Source organism: Sinorhizobium garamanticum (assembly GCF_029892065.1).
Lineage (GTDB): Bacteria > Pseudomonadota > Alphaproteobacteria > Rhizobiales > Rhizobiaceae > Sinorhizobium > Sinorhizobium garamanticum.
On sequence record NZ_CP120374.1, the window covers coordinates 240,203 to 261,771 of the forward strand.

21 protein-coding genes are annotated in these 21,569 nt (G+C 61.4%); 8 read left to right on the forward strand and 13 right to left on the reverse strand.

Annotated elements, in window-relative coordinates; translation table 11 throughout:
- Positions 1 to 3 precede the first annotated feature (3 nt).
- The 4 genes from PZN02_RS21100 (at position 4) to PZN02_RS21115 (ending at position 3,406) form a co-directional block, all read left to right on the forward strand.
- Positions 4 to 591, forward strand: a complete 588-nt coding sequence (locus tag PZN02_RS21100; protein WP_280662628.1) for a TetR/AcrR family transcriptional regulator — start codon at positions 4 to 6, stop codon at positions 589 to 591.
- A 198-nt stretch (positions 592 to 789) separates the two neighbouring features.
- Positions 790 to 2,088 carry a beta-ketoacyl-ACP synthase II gene (gene fabF / locus PZN02_RS21105; protein ID WP_280662629.1) on the forward strand — a complete coding sequence of 433 codons (1,299 nt, stop codon included), beginning with the start codon at positions 790 to 792 and terminating at the stop codon, positions 2,086 to 2,088.
- A 75-nt stretch (positions 2,089 to 2,163) separates the two neighbouring features.
- Positions 2,164 to 2,979 (forward strand): oxidoreductase, encoded by an 816-nt coding sequence (locus tag PZN02_RS21110; protein WP_280662630.1) that lies wholly within the window; start codon positions 2,164 to 2,166, stop codon positions 2,977 to 2,979.
- 37 nt (positions 2,980 to 3,016) lie between these two features.
- A complete protein-coding gene (locus PZN02_RS21115; RefSeq protein ID WP_280662631.1) occupies positions 3,017 to 3,406 on the forward strand; it encodes a type 1 periplasmic-binding domain-containing protein in 390 nt (129 codons plus the stop codon).
- A 120-nt stretch (positions 3,407 to 3,526) separates the two neighbouring features.
- Here PZN02_RS21115 and PZN02_RS21120 read toward each other — a convergent pair whose 3' ends face one another.
- The 5 genes from PZN02_RS21120 to PZN02_RS21140 all read right to left on the reverse strand — a co-directional run bounded on the left by PZN02_RS21120 (position 3,527) and on the right by PZN02_RS21140 (position 8,973).
- Positions 3,527 to 4,651, reverse strand: coding sequence for a glycoside hydrolase family 172 protein (locus PZN02_RS21120; protein WP_280662632.1), 1,125 nt, complete (start codon positions 4,649 to 4,651; stop codon positions 3,527 to 3,529).
- Positions 4,652 to 4,677: 26 nt separating this feature from the next.
- Positions 4,678 to 5,820: an ABC transporter ATP-binding protein gene (locus PZN02_RS21125; RefSeq protein WP_280662633.1), complete on the reverse strand. Its 1,143-nt coding sequence runs from the start codon at positions 5,818 to 5,820 to the stop codon at positions 4,678 to 4,680.
- A gap of 12 nt (positions 5,821 to 5,832) precedes the next feature.
- The gene (locus PZN02_RS21130; protein WP_280662634.1) at positions 5,833 to 6,669 is read right to left on the reverse strand and encodes a carbohydrate ABC transporter permease; all 837 of its coding nucleotides are present in this window, start codon (positions 6,667 to 6,669) and stop codon (positions 5,833 to 5,835) included.
- Entirely contained in the window at positions 6,662 to 7,540 is an 879-nt protein-coding gene (locus PZN02_RS21135; protein ID WP_280662635.1) for a carbohydrate ABC transporter permease, read from the reverse strand. Before PZN02_RS21135 ends, PZN02_RS21130 begins: the two co-directional genes overlap by 8 nt.
- Positions 7,541 to 7,713: 173 nt before the next feature.
- Complete coding sequence (locus PZN02_RS21140; RefSeq protein ID WP_280662636.1) at positions 7,714 to 8,973, reverse strand: ABC transporter substrate-binding protein; 1,260 nt, start codon at positions 8,971 to 8,973, stop codon at positions 7,714 to 7,716.
- Positions 8,974 to 9,146: 173 nt separating this feature from the next.
- Between PZN02_RS21140 and PZN02_RS21145 the strand changes: the two genes are divergently transcribed.
- Positions 9,147 to 10,166 carry a LacI family DNA-binding transcriptional regulator gene (locus PZN02_RS21145; protein ID WP_280662637.1) on the forward strand — a complete coding sequence of 340 codons (1,020 nt, stop codon included), beginning with the start codon at positions 9,147 to 9,149 and terminating at the stop codon, positions 10,164 to 10,166.
- Positions 10,167 to 10,289: 123 nt separating this feature from the next.
- Here PZN02_RS21145 and PZN02_RS21150 read toward each other — a convergent pair whose 3' ends face one another.
- Both PZN02_RS21150 and PZN02_RS21155 read right to left on the reverse strand, forming a co-directional pair.
- Positions 10,290 to 10,499 carry a hypothetical protein gene (locus tag PZN02_RS21150; protein WP_280662638.1) on the reverse strand — a complete coding sequence of 70 codons (210 nt, stop codon included), beginning with the start codon at positions 10,497 to 10,499 and terminating at the stop codon, positions 10,290 to 10,292.
- A 423-nt stretch (positions 10,500 to 10,922) separates the two neighbouring features.
- On the reverse strand, positions 10,923 to 11,594 hold the full coding sequence (locus PZN02_RS21155) for a protein-L-isoaspartate(D-aspartate) O-methyltransferase (RefSeq protein WP_280662639.1): 672 nt from the start codon (positions 11,592 to 11,594) through the stop codon (positions 10,923 to 10,925).
- A gap of 387 nt (positions 11,595 to 11,981) precedes the next feature.
- Between PZN02_RS21155 and PZN02_RS21160 the strand changes: the two genes are divergently transcribed.
- A complete protein-coding gene (locus PZN02_RS21160; protein ID WP_280662640.1) occupies positions 11,982 to 12,260 on the forward strand; it encodes a hypothetical protein in 279 nt (92 codons plus the stop codon).
- On the opposite strand, the gene PZN02_RS21165 is transcribed toward PZN02_RS21160, so the two are convergent.
- The 6 genes from PZN02_RS21165 to PZN02_RS21190 form a co-directional block, all read right to left on the reverse strand.
- Positions 12,257 to 13,789 carry an FAD-dependent oxidoreductase gene (locus PZN02_RS21165; protein WP_280662641.1) on the reverse strand — a complete coding sequence of 511 codons (1,533 nt, stop codon included), beginning with the start codon at positions 13,787 to 13,789 and terminating at the stop codon, positions 12,257 to 12,259. The two genes, PZN02_RS21160 and PZN02_RS21165, sit on opposite strands and share 4 nt — an antisense overlap.
- A gap of 164 nt (positions 13,790 to 13,953) precedes the next feature.
- Positions 13,954 to 14,823: a glycerophosphodiester phosphodiesterase gene (locus tag PZN02_RS21170; RefSeq protein WP_280662642.1), complete on the reverse strand. Its 870-nt coding sequence runs from the start codon at positions 14,821 to 14,823 to the stop codon at positions 13,954 to 13,956.
- Between the two features lie 41 nt (positions 14,824 to 14,864).
- Positions 14,865 to 15,929 (reverse strand): ABC transporter ATP-binding protein, encoded by a 1,065-nt coding sequence (locus PZN02_RS21175; protein WP_280662643.1) that lies wholly within the window; start codon positions 15,927 to 15,929, stop codon positions 14,865 to 14,867.
- Positions 15,930 to 15,934: 5 nt separating this feature from the next.
- Entirely contained in the window at positions 15,935 to 17,002 is a 1,068-nt protein-coding gene (locus PZN02_RS21180; RefSeq protein ID WP_280662644.1) for a carbohydrate ABC transporter permease, read from the reverse strand.
- Position 17,003: 1 nt separating this feature from the next.
- A complete protein-coding gene (locus PZN02_RS21185; RefSeq protein ID WP_280662645.1) occupies positions 17,004 to 17,957 on the reverse strand; it encodes a carbohydrate ABC transporter permease in 954 nt (317 codons plus the stop codon).
- 74 nt (positions 17,958 to 18,031) lie between these two features.
- The gene (locus PZN02_RS21190; protein WP_280662646.1) at positions 18,032 to 19,405 is read right to left on the reverse strand and encodes an ABC transporter substrate-binding protein; all 1,374 of its coding nucleotides are present in this window, start codon (positions 19,403 to 19,405) and stop codon (positions 18,032 to 18,034) included.
- Between the two features lie 111 nt (positions 19,406 to 19,516).
- Here PZN02_RS21190 and PZN02_RS21195 point away from each other — a divergent pair, with 111 nt between their 5' ends.
- Positions 19,517 to 20,560 (forward strand): LacI family DNA-binding transcriptional regulator, encoded by a 1,044-nt coding sequence (locus PZN02_RS21195; RefSeq protein WP_280662647.1) that lies wholly within the window; start codon positions 19,517 to 19,519, stop codon positions 20,558 to 20,560.
- Positions 20,561 to 20,573: 13 nt separating this feature from the next.
- Positions 20,574 to 21,383 carry a glycerophosphodiester phosphodiesterase gene (locus tag PZN02_RS21200; RefSeq protein ID WP_280662648.1) on the forward strand — a complete coding sequence of 270 codons (810 nt, stop codon included), beginning with the start codon at positions 20,574 to 20,576 and terminating at the stop codon, positions 21,381 to 21,383.
- Positions 21,384 to 21,569: the final 186 nt, after the last annotated feature.

Below are 21,569 nucleotides of genomic sequence, written 5' to 3' on the forward strand. Positions count from 1 at the left end.
ATCATGAGAGTTAGTCGAGCACAGGCCGAGGCTAATCGCGAAGCGGTCATCAACGCGGCAAGCCGGCTTTTTCGAGAGCACGGCTTTGATGGCATCGGGCTCAAAGATCTGATGAAGGGGGCCGGTCTTACCCAGGGTGGATTCTACAAGCAGTTCGAATCCAAGGACGATCTTGCGGCACAGGCATCGAGGCGAGCGATGGAGCACGCTACGCGCCGATGGTCGGCTGTTGCTGCCGCAAGCCCTGACCCCCTCGAGGCCGTTATTGAGCTCTACCTGTCGATGGGGCATCGCGAAGAGAAGAGCGACGGTTGCCCGTTGGTGGCGCTTGGTGCTGATGCGGCGCGTCAAACCGAGGAGGTGAGAGCCCCGTTCCAGGATGGCATCCAAGCTCATCTTCAGATGCTCAGCGAATTGATGCCCGAGCCGGAAAGTCCAAAAGCCTATGGCAAGGCCATGGCGATGCTGTCGCTGATGGTGGGTGCCGTGACGATCTCGCGTATCCTGAATGATGAAGCGATGTCGCAGCGCTTTCTCGAGGCAGCCGCCGACGAAGTTCGGCGAATCGCCGCCTCCGCAAGAAACACATGAGATGTCCACTTCCTGCCAATGGCGTCATTGCCTCACACGTTCGCACGCTGCCTTCCCGGGTTCTCGCCCGCTCGGTCATTGGGATACGTGTCGAGATCACCCGGACGACACTATTGCCAAGTGAATAAGCGGCAATCGCCGATCGAGCATCTGCACGGCGTGCAGATGGATGAGACAAAATGACAGTTTGGAGATCACATGCGTCGCATCGTTATTACAGGGATTGGAGCAGTCAGCCCCCTCGGAGCCAACGTGACGACTTCCTGGTCTCGGCTCTTATCTGGGCGTTCGGGCATCCGACGGCTTCCTGACGATGTCGTGGGGGACCTGCCGGCGAAGGTCGGTGGAATGGTTCCCTCTCTGGAAGAAGACCCCGAGGCGGGCTTCGATCCGAATACCGTGTTTGCCCCAAAGGATCAGCGCAAGGTAGACCGCTTTATTCTCTTCGCACTGGCGGCGGCGGAAGAGGCGCTTGCGCAGGCGGGATGGAAGCCGGTCTCGGAAGATGACCAGGCCCGCACCGCGACGATCATCGCTTCGGGCATCGGCGGGTTTCCGGCCATAACTGAGGCGGTGCGAACGGTTGATCAGCGCGGTGTCCGGCGTCTTTCACCGTTCACCGTGCCGTCTTTCCTGGTGAACCTGGCAGCGGGACAGATTTCCATCCGTTACGGCTTCAAAGGGCCCATCGGCGCGCCGGTGACCGCGTGTGCGGCCGGCATTCAGGCGATCGGCGATGCGGCCCGTCTTATCCGCGCCAATGAAGCCGACATCGCGGTGTGCGGCGGAACGGAAGCCTGCATGAATGTCGTCAGTCTCGGTGGTTTTGCCGCGGCACGCTCTCTTTCGACCGGTTTCAATGAAACGCCTGATCGGGCCTCGCGCCCCTTCGACATGTTGCGTGACGGCTTCGTTATGGGCGAAGGCGCCGGCATCCTGGTCATCGAGGCATTGAGCCACGCGCTCGCACGCGGCGCGAAGCCACTCGCCGAGCTCGTCGGCTACGGCACGACAGCGGACGCTCACCATGTCACTTCCGGCCCCGAGGACGGCGACGGTGCGCGCCGCGCGATGGAGATCGCGATTGCCAAGGCCGGAATTTCGCCGCGCGAGATCCGCCACCTCAATGCACACGCGACCTCGACGCCAGTCGGCGACCTGGGGGAAATCGCGGCGATCAAGAGGGTCTTCGGTACAGACTCCGCCATAGCTGTCAGCGGAACGAAGTCGGCGACCGGACACCTGCTCGGAGCTGCCGGCGGGCTCGAAGCCATCTTCACGATCCTGGCGCTTAGGGATCAGATTGCCCCGCCGACCCTCAACTTGAACACTCCAGATCCGGCCGGCGACAGGATTGACTTCGTTGCGAACCGGGCTCGGCCAATGGAGATGGACTACGCGATCTCCAATGGCTTCGGCTTCGGAGGAGTCAACGCCAGCGCGGTGTTCCGACGTTGGACGGACAAGTTGACCGGCGCTGGGGAGCTCCGTGACTGAAGGCTCGCCTCTGACCGCTCCCGTTTTCCCAATCCACTCGAAACGAAATCCAGCACCAAGAAGGAAGTAATTTCCATGAACAAAGCCAATCTTGGCGTCGCCCTGGTCACTGGGGCATCGACCGGCATCGGGCACGCGACGGCCAAAGCCCTGCAGAAGGCGGGTTTTCGCGTCTTCGGAACCAGCCGTCGCGCGGTCCCCGAAAGATCTGACGGTATCACTATGCTGACCTGTGACGTGACCGATGACGCATCCGTGGCGAAACTGGTGGAGGAGGTGCTAGCCGAGACAGGGCGCATCGACCTGCTCGTCAATAATGCCGGCATTGGGCTGCTCGGCGGCGCAGAGGAGTCCTCGACTGCCCAGGCTCAGGCACTGTTCGACGTGAACGTCTTCGGCGTTCTTCGCGTGACCAACGCGGTGTTGCCAACAATGCGGAGCCAAGGCAAGGGCAGGATCATCAATATAAGTTCCATCCTCGGGCTGATCCCGTCCCCCTACAATGCTCTCTATGCATCGACCAAGCATGCCGTCGAAGGCTACTCCGAATCGCTCGATCACGAACTGCGCACGTTCGGAATTCGGGTGGCGCTCGTCGAGCCCGGCTTTACCCGCACGGCGTTCGAGGAGAACATAACCAAGCCCGATCGTTCCCTTGCCGTCTATGATGCGGTGCGCGCCGACATGGAAGTGCATTTGCGGAAGAGCGTCGAAAGAGGCGACGACCCCGAGGTTGTGGCAGAGACGGTTGTCAAAGCGGCAACGGCCAAGGCGCCGAGAAGACGTTACACCGCGGGAAAACTGACCGGCCAAGTTCGCTTGCTGCGCCGTTTCGTCCCCGAATCCGCATTCGACAAGAGCTTGCGCAAACAGGCCGGGCTCCCGGTCTGACGTCGACAACATGCGTTTCGCGCGAGGCAGGGCAATTTTGATCGATTACGCGAAACCGTTGGTGCGTTCCGTGGCGGCGCGATCGCCGAGGTCGATGGCGGCAAACCCGAAAGCGTTTGGGTCAGTGAGCAGATTTGTCGGCCGGTCGTACGATACGCCTTACACGCTGCTGACCGTGGACACCTCCGCCGATCCGGCGAAAGAGCAGCGCGCCTGGCAGATCTTCCGCGAGCATGGTATCGGCGGGGTATTCTACGTGACCATGTTTCATCGCCATGTCCCGCCCGGTACAGAGTTTCCGAACACTCCGACAGTGCTGGTGAATTGCAGCGCCCCCGAGCGCGCTCTGCCCTCTGTCGTGCAGGACGACTATCAGGGCGGGCTGGACGTTGTCCGCCATCTTGTCCAACAGGCCTCACTGAAATAGCCAACACTTGGTATTGGTCAGGCAACAGCGGCAAGAGGTCAATTTTCCCCGTATTGATTCACGTCTCCAAAGAAAAGAGAGGCCGGCACGAAGACCGGCCCAAGTTGCTCGGGACGAGACCTATCTGTCCCACAGCCCATGTTCGGGCCAGCGCCGGACAAGCCGGTCCTTGACCGACGGCAGAGTCTTGGCGGCAGTTGGCTTGAGCGCATACCAGTAGGCGACCGAGGAATAGTCGTTCGATTGATCGTTGGCGTGGCCGTGCTCGAAGGTGACCCGGATGGACTTCGAAAAGTGCACCGGGTCCTCGATGTGGAAGCGGTAGAGCGACCACTTGCCAAAATGCTCCTGTACGTCCGCGCCGAGTGAAATGCCGTGATAGGGCGTCGAGTGCTGTCCCGCCGGGAACCCCCAGGAGCAACCGAAATAGTCCTCAGTGCCGGTGCCATGCAGTGACGGCGGCCATGTTTCTCCGTCGATGAAGATCATGTCATCGCCTTCGCCAGGCCATGTGTATTCTTGGTTGGAGGCATTGAAGTTGTCGATGTTGAGTATGCAGCCGACGTAGTGGCCTTCGCCCTCGATATCGAGAGCGACATAGTTGTCTTCGCCCGTGATATTCTCTCCACCGAGATCCCATGGTGCCGGGTTGGCGTAGGGCTGCACGGTGGGTATAGCGGTCGTCGGGTTCTCCCGGTTCCATGTTGCGTGGAACCGCCCCATATTCGCGGGGAGCCCATCGGCGTAAAGCTCGTAGTCGATATAGTAGAACAGATTCTGGATGGGCTCATCCGCTTCATTGACGATCTGAACCCTGGCTCCACGTTCGAAGGGCATCGGCCAGTAGCTGTTCATCGCCGGAGAGAACGGCCCTTTCGGCCCGCGGCGATCGCCGAAGGTGGTGTTCATCGGCAGAGACCACCAGTGTGCTCCCGTTGCATGACCGACACCGAAGAAGTCGCCGAGTGGCGCGCACACCGACGGCTCCGAACTGTCGTCCCAATACATCTCGAGCACTAGCTTGCGCAGATATTGCGGATCGTAGCAGCGCGTCGTAATCCACATGTGCTTGATGCAGCCGGCTCCATCGATGTCGGCCATCACTTGCGTCTCGCCGGCGGGGACGGTCTTGAAGTCCTTGTTGCCGCCGGTCACGTCATAGCTCGATTGACGCTTCGAGCGGACGCCAGGGCGCACGAGGGGGAGCCCCGCGAGCGGACTCGTGGGGATGAACGGCAATGTCATGTCACAGTCTCCTTGGGTTGTGGCCGTCACCAGATGCTGGTGCGGGTTTCGGGATCGAAGAAATGCAGGTTTGAGGCGTTCAGCGCGACGCGGGCTCGGTCGCCGATCTGAACGGCTGTTTTTGGTGAGAAACGGCCGACTGCCGAGCGCTGCTGACCGATCTCCGCGATGGCGTCGGGATCGCCGGCGTCCACCCAGGGCGCGTCGATCGCGAGATGAACCATCGTCTCAGCACCGAGGCCCTCCACGAGTGTGACAGCCGCCTGGATCTCTGCGCTTGCCGGAGCGATCGAAGCGTCATCCATGTCTTCCGGGCGGATGCCGACGACTACTCTTCGCCCACCGTTCGACCGAAGGCAGGGGCGCGCCGCAAACACCTCATCGGGCAGCCTGATGGTCTGCGAACCTAGTCGCAGCTCTTCTCCCGACAGGGATGCCTCGTAGAGGGTCATCGAGGGCGAGCCGATGAAGGCGGCTACGAAGGCGTTGATGGGCCGGTCATAGAGGTTCTTCGGCGTGTCGATTTGCTGGAGCACGCCGCCCTTCAGGACGGCGACGCGGTCTCCCATGGTCATTGCCTCGATCTGGTCGTGGGTGACGTAGACGGTGGTGACGCCAAGCTCCTTTTGCAGGCGCGAAATCTCCGCCCGCATCTGCACACGGAGTTTGGCATCGAGGTTCGAAAGCGGCTCGTCCATCAAAAAGGCCGCGGGCTTGCGGACGATCGCTCTTCCCATCGCGACGCGCTGCCGCTGGCCGCCGGAGAGCCTGCCGGGCTTCCGGTCGAGATGGGGGGTGAGTTCCAGGATGCGCGCAGCCTCCTCGACGCGGCGGTCGATCTCCGGCTTCGGCAGCTTGGCCATGCGCAGAGGAAAGGCGATGTTTTCCCGGACGGTCTTGTGCGGATAGAGCGCGTAGGACTGGAAGACCATGGCGATATCGCGGTCCTTCGGGTCTACATGGTTCACAAGCCTGTCGCCGATACGCAGTTCCCCGCCCGAAATGCTCTCGAGCCCGGCGATCATCCGGAGTGCCGTGGATTTGCCGCAGCCTGAAGGGCCTACGAAAACCAGGAACTCGCCGTCCTTGATGTCGAATGTCAGGTTGCGGATCGCGTGGAAGCTGTCGCCATAGACCTTGTTGATGTTGCTCAAGCAAATCTCGGCCATTTCTCGTCTCCATTAGCCTTTGACAGCGCCGAAGGTCAGGCCGCCGATAATCTGTTTCTGAAGAATGAGGGTGATGAGGATGACTGGCAGCGAATAGAGCACTGCAGCCGCCGTCATCGGCCCCCAGGCCAGCCCATAGACGGAGTTGTATTCCGCGATGACGATGGGGGCGGTCTTGCCTTTTTCCGAAGTCAGCAGAAGCGCGTAGAGGAACTCGTTCCAACTGGCGATGAACGAGAAGAGGGCGGTGACCGCGATGCCGCTGCGCATCACCGGAAGGATGATCTTCACGAAAGCCTGAAACCGCGTGCAACCGTCCATTCGGGCCGCTTCTTCGAGCTCCTTTGGAAGGCCTTCGAAGAAGGCGGACATCAGCAGCAATGCAAGGGGAACGGCAGTCGATGTGTGGGCGAGCACGAGCCCCAGCGTCGTATCCAGAAGCCCCATCGACTTGAGCAAGGTGAACAGTGGCACGCCGAGCGATACGGCTGGCACCATGCGGGTCACGAGCGCGAACAGCAGGAAGAACGTCGTGAACGACCGGCGATACTGTGTCGCGACGTAGGCGGCGGGCACGGCCAGAACCAGCGACAAGACTGTCGTCAGCACCGCCACCATCAGCGAGTTCGCAAAAGCGGCGGGCAGGCTCGGGGTGGCAAGAACCGTCCTGAAGTTTTCGAGCGTGATGCGGTTCGGGAAGAACGATGGAGGAATCTGCTGCACGTCGGCGGCAGGTTTGAGCGCCGTCATCAGCAGATAGACGTAAGGAACCGCATAGGACAGCACCAGCAGCAAAGCGAAGACGTTGATGACCGTCCGGCCGACGTCACTCTTCTTGCGCTCAATCATTGGCGGGCCTCCAGATCTTCCAGTAGGCGACGACGGCGAGAAGGATCATGACGAGGAGGAAGAGCGTTGCGGAAGCGGATGCGTCGCCGAGGTCACCGTAGCGCACCATCCTCTGGTAGATGTTCATGGAAATGACTTCGGACTGATGGCGCGGGCCGCCCTGTGTCTGGATCCAGATGAGGTCGAACGTCTTGGCGGCGTCGACGCCCCGGACGATCACGACAACCGCGAGGACCGGGCGCATCATCGGCAATGTGACGTGCCAAAACCTCTTCAAGGCACTTGCCCCGTCGATCCGGGCAGCCTCGAGCAGTTCGCGGGGAATATTGGTCAGACCCGCATAGCTGACGAGCGCGACGAATGAGGTCGTCAGCCAGATGTCTGCGAAGGAAACCGCGTAGATGACGACGTCCTCGTCGGAGAGCCAGCGGATGGCGTCGGGATTGTCGACCAGGCCGAGGCTATCCAGTCCGTAGTTGAGGATGCCGATATCGCCGATCAGTAGGAACCTCCAAAGAAGGCCGGCGACGATCGGCGGAACCATGAGCGGCAGGGCGAAAATGGTGCGGTGCCAGCGGGAGCCTTCGGCGATCGCGTTGAACAGCAATGCGGCGCAGAAGCCGAAGACGAACTCGAACAGCAGCGCGAAGCACGTGTACTGCACAGTGCGCAGTGCACTCTCGCGGACGCGCGATGACGTCAGAACCTCGATGTAATTCTGCAGTCCGACCCACGCGCGAACATCCGGTGCGATGAGCTCGACCTTGTAGAAGGAATTGAAGACCAGAAGAGCGACGGGATAGGCGACCAGCAAGCCCAAGAAGATTGCTGCCGGCGCAAGCATAGCGAGGACAAACCGGTTTTCGGTCATCTCCAACTCCGGTATCAGGACATGCTGTGGGCGGCGGGGCGACGAAGGCTAGCCGACCCGCCTACAGCGCCGCGCGTCTTCTCAGACGCGCAAAGGTCGCTGTAGCATTTTGATTTGCTGCATGATTTTTTCCTTAAACCGATTCCGATTTAAGGAATCATGCAGTGGGTGGGTTAGTTCAAGATGTCCTCGATCGTTTCCCTAGCTTCGGAAAGGACCTCACCGATGTCATCTTCGCAAGACAGAGCCTTCTGCACGGCGGGAAGGACCGCCTCGTCGACGATTTCCTGGTAGTGCTCGTGCATCGGACGGCCACGTGTTGCGTCTGCCGCCAAGGTCCTCAGGAGCGGCTCGAAGTGTTCATACCCCGGCTTGCCGGCGTAACTCTGATAGGCAGAGTTCGTCGCCGCTAGACCGAGCGGAGCTTCTATGCCCATCGCATTGTGCTTGACCGCGTAGGCGATAAACTTCTTCGCGGCGTCCTTGTTGGCGGCAGTCGACGGAATGACGTTGTACCAGGTGCCGGGAATGCCGGCGATTCCCGCTTTTCCGGCGATCATCGGAACAACACCGACCTTGCCGTTAACCTTGGAGTCCGCCGGCGTCATCCTGTAGGCATGCGCCCAGAACTTCATCATGGCGGTTTTGCCCTGATAGAAGAGGTTCTGGGCCTCGCCCCAGCCGATCTCGGTGACGTTTTCCGGAACGGATTTGTCCTGGCAGAGCGGAGCGACATAGAACTCGAGCGCCTCCTTGTGAGCGGCGTCGTCGACGATCACATTGTTTTTGGCATCGAGGACCACGCTGGGCGAGCCTGCTTGCAACACATGCGCCATCCATTCTTCGGAATAGGCGCCGATCGTGTCGGTGCCCCAGAAGTCGGTTTTGCCGTCGCCGTCGGTGTCTCGCGTGAAGAACTTGGCAATATCCCGCCATTGCTGCCAATTCGCCGGCGGGGCAAGCTCATAGCCGTATTTGGCCTTGAAGGCGGCCTTTTCGTTCGCGTTCTCGAACAGGTCCTTGCGGTAGAACACGACCTCTGCGTTGGCCCAGGCCGGCACGCCGACATAGTGCCCGCCAAGCTTCGCGTCTGCCAAAAGCGCCGGGGAAAAGTATGCCGCAAACTCGGGCGTGAAAAGATCGTCGAGGCTTTCCAGGTGCGGCGCAAACTTGGCATTCCAGACGACATCGATCGAGGCGACATCGAAATTCGACTGCCCCGAAGCGATCTCGGCCGAGAGTTTGTCGTAGACGCCTTGGTAGGGGACGACGGTGAATTTGACCTCGATGCCTGTCTCTTTGGTGAACTGTGCGGCGACGGCCTTCTGCAGCATTTCGCCACCGCCCTCGACGAGAATGTTCAGAGTCTCGGCCTGCGCGGCGGCGGCTGAAATCACCAATGCGATCGCGCTTGTTGCAAGCAATCTTTTCATTGCGGCTCCTCCCAAAGGCTCGCTTTTTTCCAACCCTGCGGCAGAGGCTAGCGGAAGAATGTCGACGTTGTCAATCGCGATTGACGACGTTGTCATCAAAAATGTCGACGTTGTCACTTGCGCATAACGCACTGTCTTCATATGTTGAGGCCAACTGGGGAGGGATGGCAATCATGGTCAGTATCAAGGACGTCGCTCGACTGGCCGGCGTCTCCGACAAGACGGTTTCGCGCGTGGTCAACAAAGAACCAAATGTCCACGCAGACACACTTCAGAGAGTCGAGGCGGCAATCGCCTCGTTGGGCTACGTTCCGAATATGGCCGCGCGCCTCATTCGCTCGAACCGATCCCGCACGTTCGGCATCATAACCGATTTCATCTCAACAACCCCGTATTCAGGCGACATCGTGCGCGGAATACAGGATTGGGCCAATGCGAATGGTCGCACCGTCTTCTTGGCCAATACCAACGGCAGCCATGAGCGGGAGCGGGAGACATGGAGGACCTTCCAGTCACATCGCATCGAAGGTGTGCTCTTTGTGACGATGTACCATCGCGTCATCGATCCCGAGCCTGATGACGTTCAGATTCCGACCGTATTGGTGAACTGCCGCCCTGGATCGAAGAAGTCCAACGTTTCGATCGAACCGGACGATTTTCAAGGCTCCCGCGACCTGACGCGGCATTTGCTCGGACGGGGACATCGGCGCATCGGCTATATCCGCCTCAACCCCCGTCTGCTCGGAGCAGAGCTCCGATACGAGGCATTCCGCGAGACCGTTCGAGATGCCGGACTGTGCGAAAGGGATATAGATGTCCGGTTGGGAATGGACGGCGAAATCGGCGAGGAGAACAACTATGTCTTCGCCGCTGCGCGGGAGATCCTGACGCAGCCAAAACGGCCGACGGCAATCGTGTGCGGAAACGACGAGATGGCCCTGCAGGTCTATATCGCGGCCCTTGGCCTGGGATTGAACATCCCAAACGATGTCAGCATCGTCGGCTTCGACGATTTCCGGACGGTATCGCATGCGTTGAAGCCCGAACTCACCACCGCCGCCTTGCCCTACTACGACCTGGGCTATTGCGGAGCCGAGCGGCTCGAGCGGCTGCTCGAGGGCGAAGACCTCGAACCAAAACACGCCATGCTGCCTTGTCGCCTCATCGAGCGAGGCTCGGTCGGTGCGGTTTGATCGACCCCGCGGCCTCAGTGCGAACGGCGGATCCGCTGGATCGCCGCGTCTATTGTCCAAGTGAGGTCCCGAAGAGGCTTGTAGTCGCCACGATCTCACAGGCCCCAGTACAATTGCCACCACTCAGATGAGCTGGTCAATGTCCGGAAGCTTGCATCGCCATTTCTTGACAAGCAGAGCCGGATGCTGCTGCGACCATTGGGCGATGTACGCGACGGACTGAAACATGCATTGGGTTACCGAGCCGAGCTCCTGAAGTTGCAAGCTCTCCTCGCGGCACTTTTCGGGCGCCGATGCGAGGCACACAGTCATCACAAGCGTTACCAGCCCCATGATATCCCCTCTTGGATGTAGTTACGCCGATGCTAATGAAAGCAGAAATGAATGGAACCCCAGCCGGATCGCCAAGATTGGGTTTATCTGCTCGAGGGTAGCACACCCATTCGATCGGGAGTGTTACGCATGTCACACTGTTGCCGGGCGTTGGAATAAAACGACAACTATTCGTGAGAACTGTCGGGAGTCCGGTCGGAAAGATACTCAGGGATGTGAGGACGGCGCACTAGCCGCTCGAACACTTTCGCCGTTACAGGGTTTGGGCCGTCGGTTCGAATCCGTTCAAGGCGAGAGATGAACAAGCACTTGGGGCCGAGACAGTCTATCGCGCCAACCAGCCGGGCGTCTGCATGGGTGTGGCAAACGGTCCTCCCAGAGTAGTGTGCGAAGGCTCTGGTGCGCCAGATGTCCACACGCGCATTAGACCGCCTCGAGCCGGCTGAATCGAACCGGGATGAGTGGCCGCGCCTCGAGCTTTCCCGCCGAATCCTTGTCGATGACGGTCAGCACCTGTTCTTCAGATCCCATAGGAAGAACCAGACGGCCCATTGGCTTGAGCTGCTCAAGCAAAGCCGGAGGCGCTTCCTCAGCCGCCGCCGTGACCAGGATCTTGTCGAATGGGGCGTGCTCAGGCCAGCCGCGCGATCCGTCGCCGACACGAACGCCGACATTTGAAATGCCGAGGCCGTGCAGGAGAGCCTCGGCATGGCTTGCAAATTCCTCGATGATTTCGACGCTCCAAACGTGCGCGGCGAGCTCTGCGAGGATTGCGGTTTGGTATCCCAAGCCGGTGCCGATCTCGAGCACTACCTCATGCGGTTGGGGAGCAAGGAGATCGGCCATGAGGGCGACCATGAAGGGCTGCGACACCGTTTTATCGAAGCCGATCGGCAGTGGCATGTCCTGATAGGCAAAGGGCGCAGCCGCAGCGGGCACGAAGAGGTGCCGGGGCACCCTCAGCATCGCTGCCATAACCCGTTCATCGAGCGCCGCCTTGCCCAGCTCTTCGCTTTCAAGGTCAGCATAGATTTCAATCACCTCGACCATGTGCCTGCGCAGAACCGCGAGGTGCTCTTCCTTCATTCGCTTCATGAGGCGGACCTCCTCAGCAGTTGGCCGCCAGATCGGCGTCTCGACATTAAAGGGCCATGGATATGCAATCGCAAGATCAAAACGCGAACAATGGCCCCAGCGATATAGTGGCTGAAGTCGGTACCGCGGCAACAAAACCGACATAGTTCTCTCGCAACTGCCGTCTGGGCCGTTTGTTCCGAGTGCCAGTCGCCACTGCGACCGCGCGGCATGCGCAAGCCGCATAGTAGCCATTCCTTGCATTAGCCGTGCCGAATCCCGATCTGTGAGGTGGGAAGCGGCTTTAGAGCTCCCGGACTCCAATAATCAACCCATTAAAGTGGTAGACGTCCGCCGGCTGACTGGCCGAGCGCGACCAATTCCCACTCGACGAAGAGAGAGATAGCCATGCGGGAATCTGCCAAGACCCTGGATGCGATGACACTCCGCGAGCGTTCGGATTTGATGACGTCAGTCGCCAATGCGCTTGAGGCGACGGCCGAGAAGGCGCAGCAAATCGGCAACGACAGGTTTGCGGCGAACTCGATCAGTCTGGCCAGGATCATAAGCGGCTGCGCTGGCGATGTCGTGACAAGCAACCTGCCTGCGGCTGAGCTTCTCTTGCAGCACGGCATAGCGCTACTTGCGCTGTTTCGAGATGGAAGGCCGCGGTCCACGGTGCACTAGGCCTCGCTCTGCTCCATCGCCAGTTCTGCCTCAAGGCTTTCGGTATCGCGGAAGATCGTGGCAACCGCCAGAACGCGTCCGCCGCGTTTGAAGCGCAGGAGGCAGTCCCTGGCCGCAATGTCGCCCTCGATCTCGATCGCGTCCCATCCCTGGGCATGGCCGACATAGTTAATCGGAATGTCGTAATGCTGGCTCCAGAAGAACGGCACATCCGTGAACTTCTTTCGGCGTCCGAGCATGTTGAGCGCAGCGGCAGCACCCTGCCGCTGCGCCACCACCCAGTGCTCCACCCGGATGTTCTCGCCGCTGTGAGGGTCGGGCCACCGCACGATATCGCCGGCCGCATATATTCCCGGCACGCTGGTCTCAAGATAGGCATCGACCAGGACGCCCCGATCGGTGGCGATACCGGCGCCCTCGGCGAGATCGACCCGCGGCCGCACGCCGATGCCGGCAACGACCATGTCTGCGGCGAGGGCAGTGCCGCTGCTCAGCAGGACCTCGTTCGCGCCGATGCTCGCCGCGGTATCCCCAAGGTGGAAGACGACGCCATTTTCCTCATGCAGGGCGCGGATGAAGTCGCCCATCTGCGGGCCCATCACCCGTTCCATCGGCCGGGCTTCGGGCGCCACTACATGCACCTCAACGCCGCGGGTCCGAAGGGAGGCGGCAACCTCGAGGCCGATGAAGCTGGCGCCGAGCACGACAGCGTGCCGCGCCGCGCCGCTTTGCGCGATGATCCTCCGGCTGTCGGCAAGAGAGCGCAGTGTGTGGACGTGAGGCTCGCCGGCACCGGGTATGGTCAGGCGCACCGGTTCGGCGCCGGTCGCCAGCAGCAATTTGTCGAAGGTGACCCGTGCCCCATCGGCGAGTACGGCCTCGCTGGCACGAACATCGATGCCGGTAACCTTGGTTCCGAGGCGCAGATCGATGCCGTTCTTGGCATAAAAGCCTTCCTTGCGCAGCGGGATCCAGTCTTCAGGAGCCTTGCCCGCGAGATAGTCCTTCGAAAGGTTGGGGCGGTCGACGGGCAGTGCCTCGTCGTCGCTGATCATGACGATGGCACCCTGATATTGTTCACGCCGCAGTCTCTCGGCTGCGGCAAAACCGGCCGCGCCACCGCCGACGATGACGATCCGTTCCGGAGACACCCCGGCATCGCTTTCGCGCGGGGCCGGAGACGGCTTCTTGCGCTTCTCGCCAACGAAAATCCTTTCGCCGCGCTGCTCGACCGACCAGCAAGCGAGCGGCGACAGGGCAGGCGCGCGCAGAGCCTCGCCGGTGCGCAAGTCGAAGCAGGCGTGATGCCAGGGGCAGCGGACGCTGTTATCGGCAACGAGGCCGTCGACCAGCGGTCCGCCATAGTGCGAGCAGGCGGCAGCAATGGCGAAGATCTCTGCTCCGCGGCGCACCAGAAGCACGGGCTCGCCGTCGCGATGGCCGACCAGCTTGCCGCCGTCAGGAAGATCGGCGAGCGCAATGCCGAGGGCAAGATCGGGTCCGGTCGGGTCTGAATGGTTACCTGCCATTTTCTCCTCCCTCAAAGGGCAGCTGCCGGTATCGTCGATTGCGACGCTCGGTTAGCATGTGGCTTCGCTTGAATTCTCCGCTATTCCGGCTTGCAGGCAAATGAATTTGGGCTGCAGTTGAGCGGAATTTTCGTGATGAAGTCAGATGCAGTCGCTCCTCTAGCTCAACACGACCGTATCAGTCGGAAGATTTCCCTCGGAGCATCCGTCGTGATCTGGCGCACTTTCGCCTCCACGAGCGTGCGCAGGATGGCGTCGCTGATTGCAGGGCCGGGATTGACCGTCCAGGCGTCGGTCTCGATCCCGAGGTCCAACAGGCGCTGAACGAGCGGGAAGCCTTGGCTTTCCGCGGCGACAATGGCGTCGAACCGGAGATAGGCAAGGGATACGCCAGTGCTGTGCCGTTCCATGTGGCGCAGGAGCCGCTCCGGATCACGGAGAGCTGGTTGGCGGGACACCGCCAACATCGGGTCGTAGCCGAGCCGGGCTCCCGGAATGGCGGCGACGAGACGGCGTGCCTCACCCAGATGATGCGATCCGATGACGATGGCATCCGCCAGCCCGGCGACAGCGGCCGCCGCATCCGCGACCGCCGAATCCGGAAGCGTGTGTCCCTCGAGCAGCTTGAGGTCGAGTTGAAGGTTGGCCGACGGCGCTCTCGGCAGCCTTCGCAACGGAGCCACCAGTTCGGCGAGCGATAGCACCGGCGCATCGGGGTCGGGAGCGCCGTCGGCATCGCGGTGGAAAAGCCCTCCCATCGATGCGATCGGCATGCGCGGAGCGCGGCCGCTCCCGGTCGTCGAAGGGCCGAGCGTCGGATCGTGGAGGACGGCCAAGCGGCCATCGGCGGTGGCGAGTATGTCGATCTCGAGGCTCGCGCCGAGCCGCCAGCCGAGGGCGAGATTGGAACGCTTGAAGGGCGCCTCGGCGAACTGGGTGCGCAGCTTGTGCCACTTGAGTCGGATAGGCCCATACGGTCCCTCGACTGCCATCGGCGTGGTCGATGTCCGGTTACTCACATCAAAGGCTGTCACCGCGTGTCCTCTCCGCTTCGGGTGGCTGTCGCTCGCTTCTGTCAAAGGGGTGCACGGACACGCGCGCCGGCGATGAGTTTCTGTCGCGCCGTCTCGAAGACGAGCGAATTCTCGGGCTCGAAACCGATCCTTACCTCTTCGCCTGTCGAGTGCCCGGCCGAGGAACCCTGTTCGAGCACGCGAACGACGCCCATGCCGGTTTCGACGACATAGAGGATCTCGCGGCCCATCGGCTCTATCTGCGCGATGCGTCCGGCAAAGCCGGTATTGCCAAATCTGAGGTGCTCCGGCCTTAGCCCGACAGTGACCGATCCCGACGCGCCTTCAACCGGAAATCTGACGCCATTTACAGTTACCGTACCGCCTTCGGCTTTGCCGGCAATAAGGTTGATGGGCGGTGAGCCGATGAAGCCGGCGACGAACAGGCTCGATGGCTTGAGATAGAGGTCGTCCGGCGTCCCGACCTGCTCGATCTGGCCGGCGCGCATGCAGATGATACGGTCGGCCATCGTCGTCGCCTCGATCTGATCATGCGTGACGAGGACGGTCGTGACACCGAGTTGCGCGTGCAGTGATTTGATCTCGGTCCGCATCGAAAGGCGAAGCGAAGCGTCGAGGTTGGAGAGCGGCTCGTCGAGGAGCAGCAGCTTGGGCTCCTTCACCAAGGCGCGTGCAAGGGCGACGCGCTGCTGCTGGCCGCCGGAAAGCTCGCTGGGGCGACGGTCCAACAGTTCCGCGACCCGGACAAGGTCCGCGGCCGCCTTCACCCGGGCGAGGGCTTCGTCGCGCGGGGTTTTCTTGAAGCGCAGTGGAAATAGAATGTTGTCGCGTACACTCATGTGCGGGTAGAGCGCGTAGGATTGAAAGACGATGCCGACATTGCGGTCACGTGCCTCTACCTCGTTAACGACATGGCCGTCGAAGAGGAGCTCGCCGCCGCTTGGAAGATAGATGCCGGCGAGCATGAACAGGCTCGTCGACTTGCCGCAGCCGGAAGGGCCGAGAAGCGCGACGAACTCGCCGTCCTCTATGACGAGGTTCATGTCAGGGATCACCTCGACGTCGCCGAAGCGTTTCACCACGTTACGAAATTCGATCTTCGCCATCGTCGTCAGCCCTTCACGCCGCCGATCGACATTTGCATGAGATAGCGCTGCGCGGCCATGTAAAGGATCAGACTCGGGACAAGGTAGAAGACGCCGACCGCAGAGACGACGCCATAGTCGACGCCCATGACATCATCGCGCACCCAGTACATGTAAAGGCTCATCGTCCAATTGCTGTTCCGGATCAGGAACGTGAACACGAAGATGTACTCTTCCCAGCCGCGGATGAAGGTAAAGACTGCGATGGCAAGGATACCGTTCCTCACCTGTGGCAGCACCACACTCACGAATGCCTGCCGCCGCGACGCGCCGTCGGTCAGCGCGCTCATCTCGATGTCCCACGGCACGGCATCGAAGAAGCCCTTCATGATGAAAATCGCAAATGGCAGCTCGAAGGCGACAAGCACAATTATGACGCCGGAAAGCGTGTCGAGGAGCCCGATCCAGTAAAGCATCAGGAACATCGGCACGATCAGTGTCAGCACGGGGAAGGCGTGGAGCACCAGGAGCGAGCGCAGCATCGAGGAGCGGCCGGGGAACTGGAAGCGCGACAAGTAATAGGCTGCCAGCGACGCGACGGTGACGACGATTGCCGTCTGCGCCCCGGCGATCAGGATCGAGTTGCCGAAGGCATGCCAGACGTTGGGAAACTGGACCGCTCCTTTGACTTCCCCGATCCGCGACCGCACGACCGAGGCGAAGTCTGGCTCCCACAGGAAGATGAAATTGCCGAGGTGCAGGTCGGGGCCGACCAGCAGCGCGAAGGCGACGAGAGCAATCGCGGCGACTGCGGCAAAGCCGATCCACAGCTGGCGCCGGCTTTGCGCGAGCGCGGCCGTGAGCCAGAAGGCGACGACGGCGGGAATGACCACGGCCATCGAGCGCCACAGAACCGCCGTGTCGGCAACGCCGGTCTTGGCCGAGAAGGCGATCGTGACGAGCCAGAAATAGGGGAGGATGATCGGAAGCGATACGGCCATCAGGAAGGCGTATAAGACGACCGCCTTGGTGCGCCGGGCGACACGCGCCCGCGCTGCCAATGCGTCCCAGTCGACCGTCGCCCGCGCGGCCATCTCAATGCACCTCGATGCGCGGGCGCTGCAGCAGGCGCTCCATGTCGAAGAAGCGCCAGCCGATGAGGGCGACGACAACGCCGATGACGATGAGAAAAAGCGCCAGCGCGGCTCCGTATCCGTATTGGCCGCTCTCGAAGGCGCGACGATACACGTAGAGCGCATAGACGGTGGTGTCGTAAAAGGGACCGCCCTTAGTGAGAAGCAGGATGTATTCGAAGCTCACCAGCAGCGAGAGTGTCTGATAGATCGTGACGAAGCTGATCGGCCAACGCAGCGCCGGCAGGGTGATGAAGCGGACCTTGGCAAAGGTTCCGGCACCGTCCACCGCCGCGGCGTGGAACAGGTGCTCGGGGATCCCGCGGATCGCGGCGGTGAAGATAATCATGCCCATCGAAGCGCCGATGAAGCCGTTCGAGATGATGATGAGCGCAATCGGCGCCGAGGTCAGGAGGTCCAGCGGCGCGTCGAGGCCGAACGCCTGCATGAGCACCTGGTTTACGAGGCCGGCTTCCGTTGGGCTCACCGCCCACAGCCAGAGCAGGATGTAAAGAACCGACGGGCTCATCCGCGGTAGCAGCCACACACCCCGGAAGAAGCTGCCGGAAACATTTCTGATCGCGGTGGTGGTGATGGCGAGGATCAGGCCAAAGGTCACGTTGAAGATCGCCAGCGTGCCGAAGACGTAGATGAAGGTCAGCGCGATGACCTGCGACAAACGGCGATCGGTTCTAAAGACCTTCTCGTACTGCTCTGTGGTGAACTCGCTGATGCGTAGAGAACGGCTGAGGTCGGTAAACGACACTGCGATGTCGATGACCACTGGGACGACGAAGAAGAGGACTGTGAGGACGATCGCGGGACCGAGAAAGATCACGAAGTTCGTGCGCCTGCGGGCCGTTGACCCCGCACGGCCGCGTCGCTCGATCGTGAGTTCATCTGCTGTCGTCGTCATCGTTCGTCTCGTACGCCGGACTTTACGACCGTCGACCCGGCGGGCCGGGCCGACGGCTGCGAGACCGATCGGACCTATTTGACGGTCACGTCTTCGAGGGTGGCCGACGCCTCCTCGATGACGAAATCAGCCGCTTGCTCAGCCGAGAGCCGCCCGGATTCTATGCCTTGAATCCCGGCAAAGATGATGCCGTTGAGCTCGCCGAACTGCGAGTTGTTGGGCAGGAACTTGGTGATCTTGAGCAGTTCCGTTGCCCTGGCGAGCGGCCAAGCCTTGGCATAGCGCGGATCTTCGAGTTGCTCGGGTTTGATGCCGAGATGTGTCGTTGTGACCGCGTGATCAGTGTTGAGATCAACCGCTGAAGCGTGGCCAAGCAGGCGGACGGCGAGTTCCGGCTCCTTCGTGTCGGCCGCAATGGCATAAACGATCGGATGGGTCAGACTGACCGGCGCACCGCCCTTCTGGGGTGCCGGCCCGGTGATCCAGCCCCAATCCGCAAAGAAAGCCTTCTCGTCCTGCGGCAGCCCGTAGGTCGGGAACGCGACGCTGCCGAGGTCCCAGATGCCGTACATCCAGAATGCGGCGTTGCCGGTGTAGAATTCCTTGCGCAGCGCATCGAATTCCATCGCCGTGTTGTTGGCCGGGATGACCTTTTCCTTCACCCCGCGCTCGAACCAACCGAAGGCGGCAGCGAGCTTGTCGCGCTCAAGGAGCAGCTTGCCAGTTGCCGGATCGATGAAGTCGTTGCCGTAAGTGTTGAAGACCATGATGTAGTCCGGGCCCTTGTTCGGCCGGTGAAGCACGCCGTATTGTGCTTTTGTCTTGTCGACGACCTGCTTGGCGATCTCCAGCACCTCATCCATCGTCAGGTCGCCCGACAAGGCCCGCTCCGGCATGGCGTCGACGAAGGCAGCGTCGTAGCCGGCCTCGCGCAGGAGCTTCTTGTTGTAGAAGAACATTCTCGCCTCGGCATCCTGCGGAATAGCGTAGGTGCCATCGGGACATTTCGCCGATGACCAGAGCGAAGGGAAGATCGTGCCGAAATGCTGAGGGTATTTCGCGATATAGTCATCGAGCTTGAGAACGAAGCCATCCTCCTGGAAGGCGCAGATCCATTCGTGCGCGGCGATGAATATATCGGGGCCTTCTCCGATGCCGAATACCTTGAGAAGCTGTAGTGCATCGTCGTCGAAACCCTTGGCGGGGCTCTCGCGCACGGCAACCTCGACGCGCTTGGGGGAGCCCTCGGCCTCAAGCTCCTTGTTCAACCGCTCGGCAGCCTTGACCACATTGCCCGGGCGCAGCGGCCCTGATGGATCCTGGCGCGACCAGAGCTCAAGCTTCACGGTTTCTTGCGCCAACAGAGGCGTTGCTGCAAGGAAGGCCGCACTGCCGGCCGCCAATGCCGCACTCAGAAGCGCAGCAGTTCCGATTTTCCAGTGAATCATCTGATTTCCTCCCAGCCGCGACACGCTTGCATCGTGTCGTCATTGATTGTTGCAATGCTGTGCAACACGATTATGAATGCGCTTTGGGGAATGTCCAGCGGAGTCGCACGGGTGTCGGATACCAGAGACAGCAACCAGGGCCGCTTTGTGAGCGCCCACGCAGTCGCTGAGCGTGCCGGTGTGTCCCGGTCGGCGGTTTCGCGGGCCTTCACGCCTGGCGCAAGCATCGCGCCAGCAACGCTGGCGCGGGTGCACGAGGCAGCCGCAGCGCTCGGATATCAGGTCAACGATCTCGCGCGCGGGCTCCTCGCCAATCGGAGCCGGCTGGTCGGACTCGTGACCTCCGACGCCGATACTCCATTCCGGGCCCAGATGATTGCGGCCCTCTCGCACGCCTTGATCGAGCGCGGCAACGTGCCGGCGATCATCAGCATCGGCCCCACTGCGGACGACGTCGCGAATGCAACCCGGCAGTTGCTGCGCTATCGAGCGGAGGCGACCGTCTTTCTCTCGGGTTCGCCGCCGACCAGTCTTGTCGAGCTAACGCGGCGAAATGGACAGCCGCTGATCCTGATCAATCGGGCCGAGACCGGCCTCGACAGCGTCCATTGTGAAGACAGGGACGGAGCGCAGCAAGCCTTCGAGGCCCTGCGCCTCGCGGGAGCCTCCCGTTTCGCCGTGGTCAACAGGGTAAACCCGAGCCCGTGCCTCTCCGCCCGCGAGCACGCCTTCACGCAATTTGCCACGGCGTCCGGGTTCGAGGCGAAGATCGTTCGGGCGGGTCTTGCCGACTATGACGGCGGGCAAGAGGCGGCGCGACAGCTGCTGGCGAGCGGGACGGCGCCTGACGCGGTCTTCTGTGTGAATGATCTCATGGCCTTCGGAACGCTCGACTACTTTCGTGGAGCGGGCTTGCGCGTGCCCGACGACGTTTCAGTCATCGGCTTTGACGATGTGCCCATGGCCGCATGGTCTTCCTACCGTCTGACCACTCTGCGGCAGGATCCCCGGCGAATTGCCCGGGATGTCGTATCGATACTCGACCGGCGGCTCGCCGATCCTGACTCGCCGCCGATTTCGGCCTACGTGCCGGTTGAGCTCATTGTTCGTGAAACAGTCAGAGCGCACGGTCGAGAAGTCGCGCTGTCACGGTAGAGGATCAAATCGAATGGCCTTCAGCTTCCTTGCTCGCGAAATGGGACGTGTCCATGTCTGCGGCCACCGCGGCTACAGCCTCCATTACCCGGAAAATACCTTGCCGGCATTGAAGGCGGCAAAGGCAGCAGGGGCGACCACGGTCGAGGTCGACGTGGTACTGACCGCAGACGGTGAGCCGATCATCCTGCACGACTTGACTGTCGACAGGACGACAAACGGACACGGCTTTGCGGCAGACCTCAGCCTCGAGCAGACCCGCAGATTGGACGCAGGGGCCCGGTTTCATCCCGCTTTCGCCGGAACGCAGATACCGACCGTGGCGGAGGCGCTCGATTGGGCGAGGGCGGACGACATGGGTATTGTGCTCGAGATCAAGGAGGCGGAGCGCCCGGACCTTGCCGTCGATCAGGTGGCAGCCTTGCTGCGATCGACGGGCACCCTCGACCGGGTCATCATCATCGGCTTCGACCATGTGGTGCTTAAGCGTGCGGTCGAGCGCCATCCGGATCTCAGGACCGAAGCCATCACCCACGCTCGCCACGCCGACCTCGTCGGGGTTTTGAAGGCGTGCAGGGCGAACTCGGTTTCGATCGAGCTCGACATGTTCCACCCCGACGATGCGAAGGCATTGCATGAAGCAGGCTTCAGCAACCGCGTACACGTGCCTCGCCCTGCCGTGCTCGCCGAGTATTGGCGTGGGGGACGTGACCCCCTGCCGGAGCTCGTGCAATGGATCGCCGACGGCATCATCGACACGATCTCGGGTGACGACGTACCGTTCATCGCCATGCTCGTCAAACGCGCCGGCCGCGTCGGCTAAAGCCTCTTCGAGGTATCTGAGACATCGCGGCAGGTGAGGGGACCCCTCCTACAGCGCCGCGCGTCTTTTGAGATGCGCAAAGGTCGCTGCAGTAGTGCTCGGGGCCGGTACAATCCAGTTGCGGCCGCGCTATCTTCCGCAAAATGGGTGCCGTCGCCTTTTTGAACGGCCGCCGATCAGGCGGGC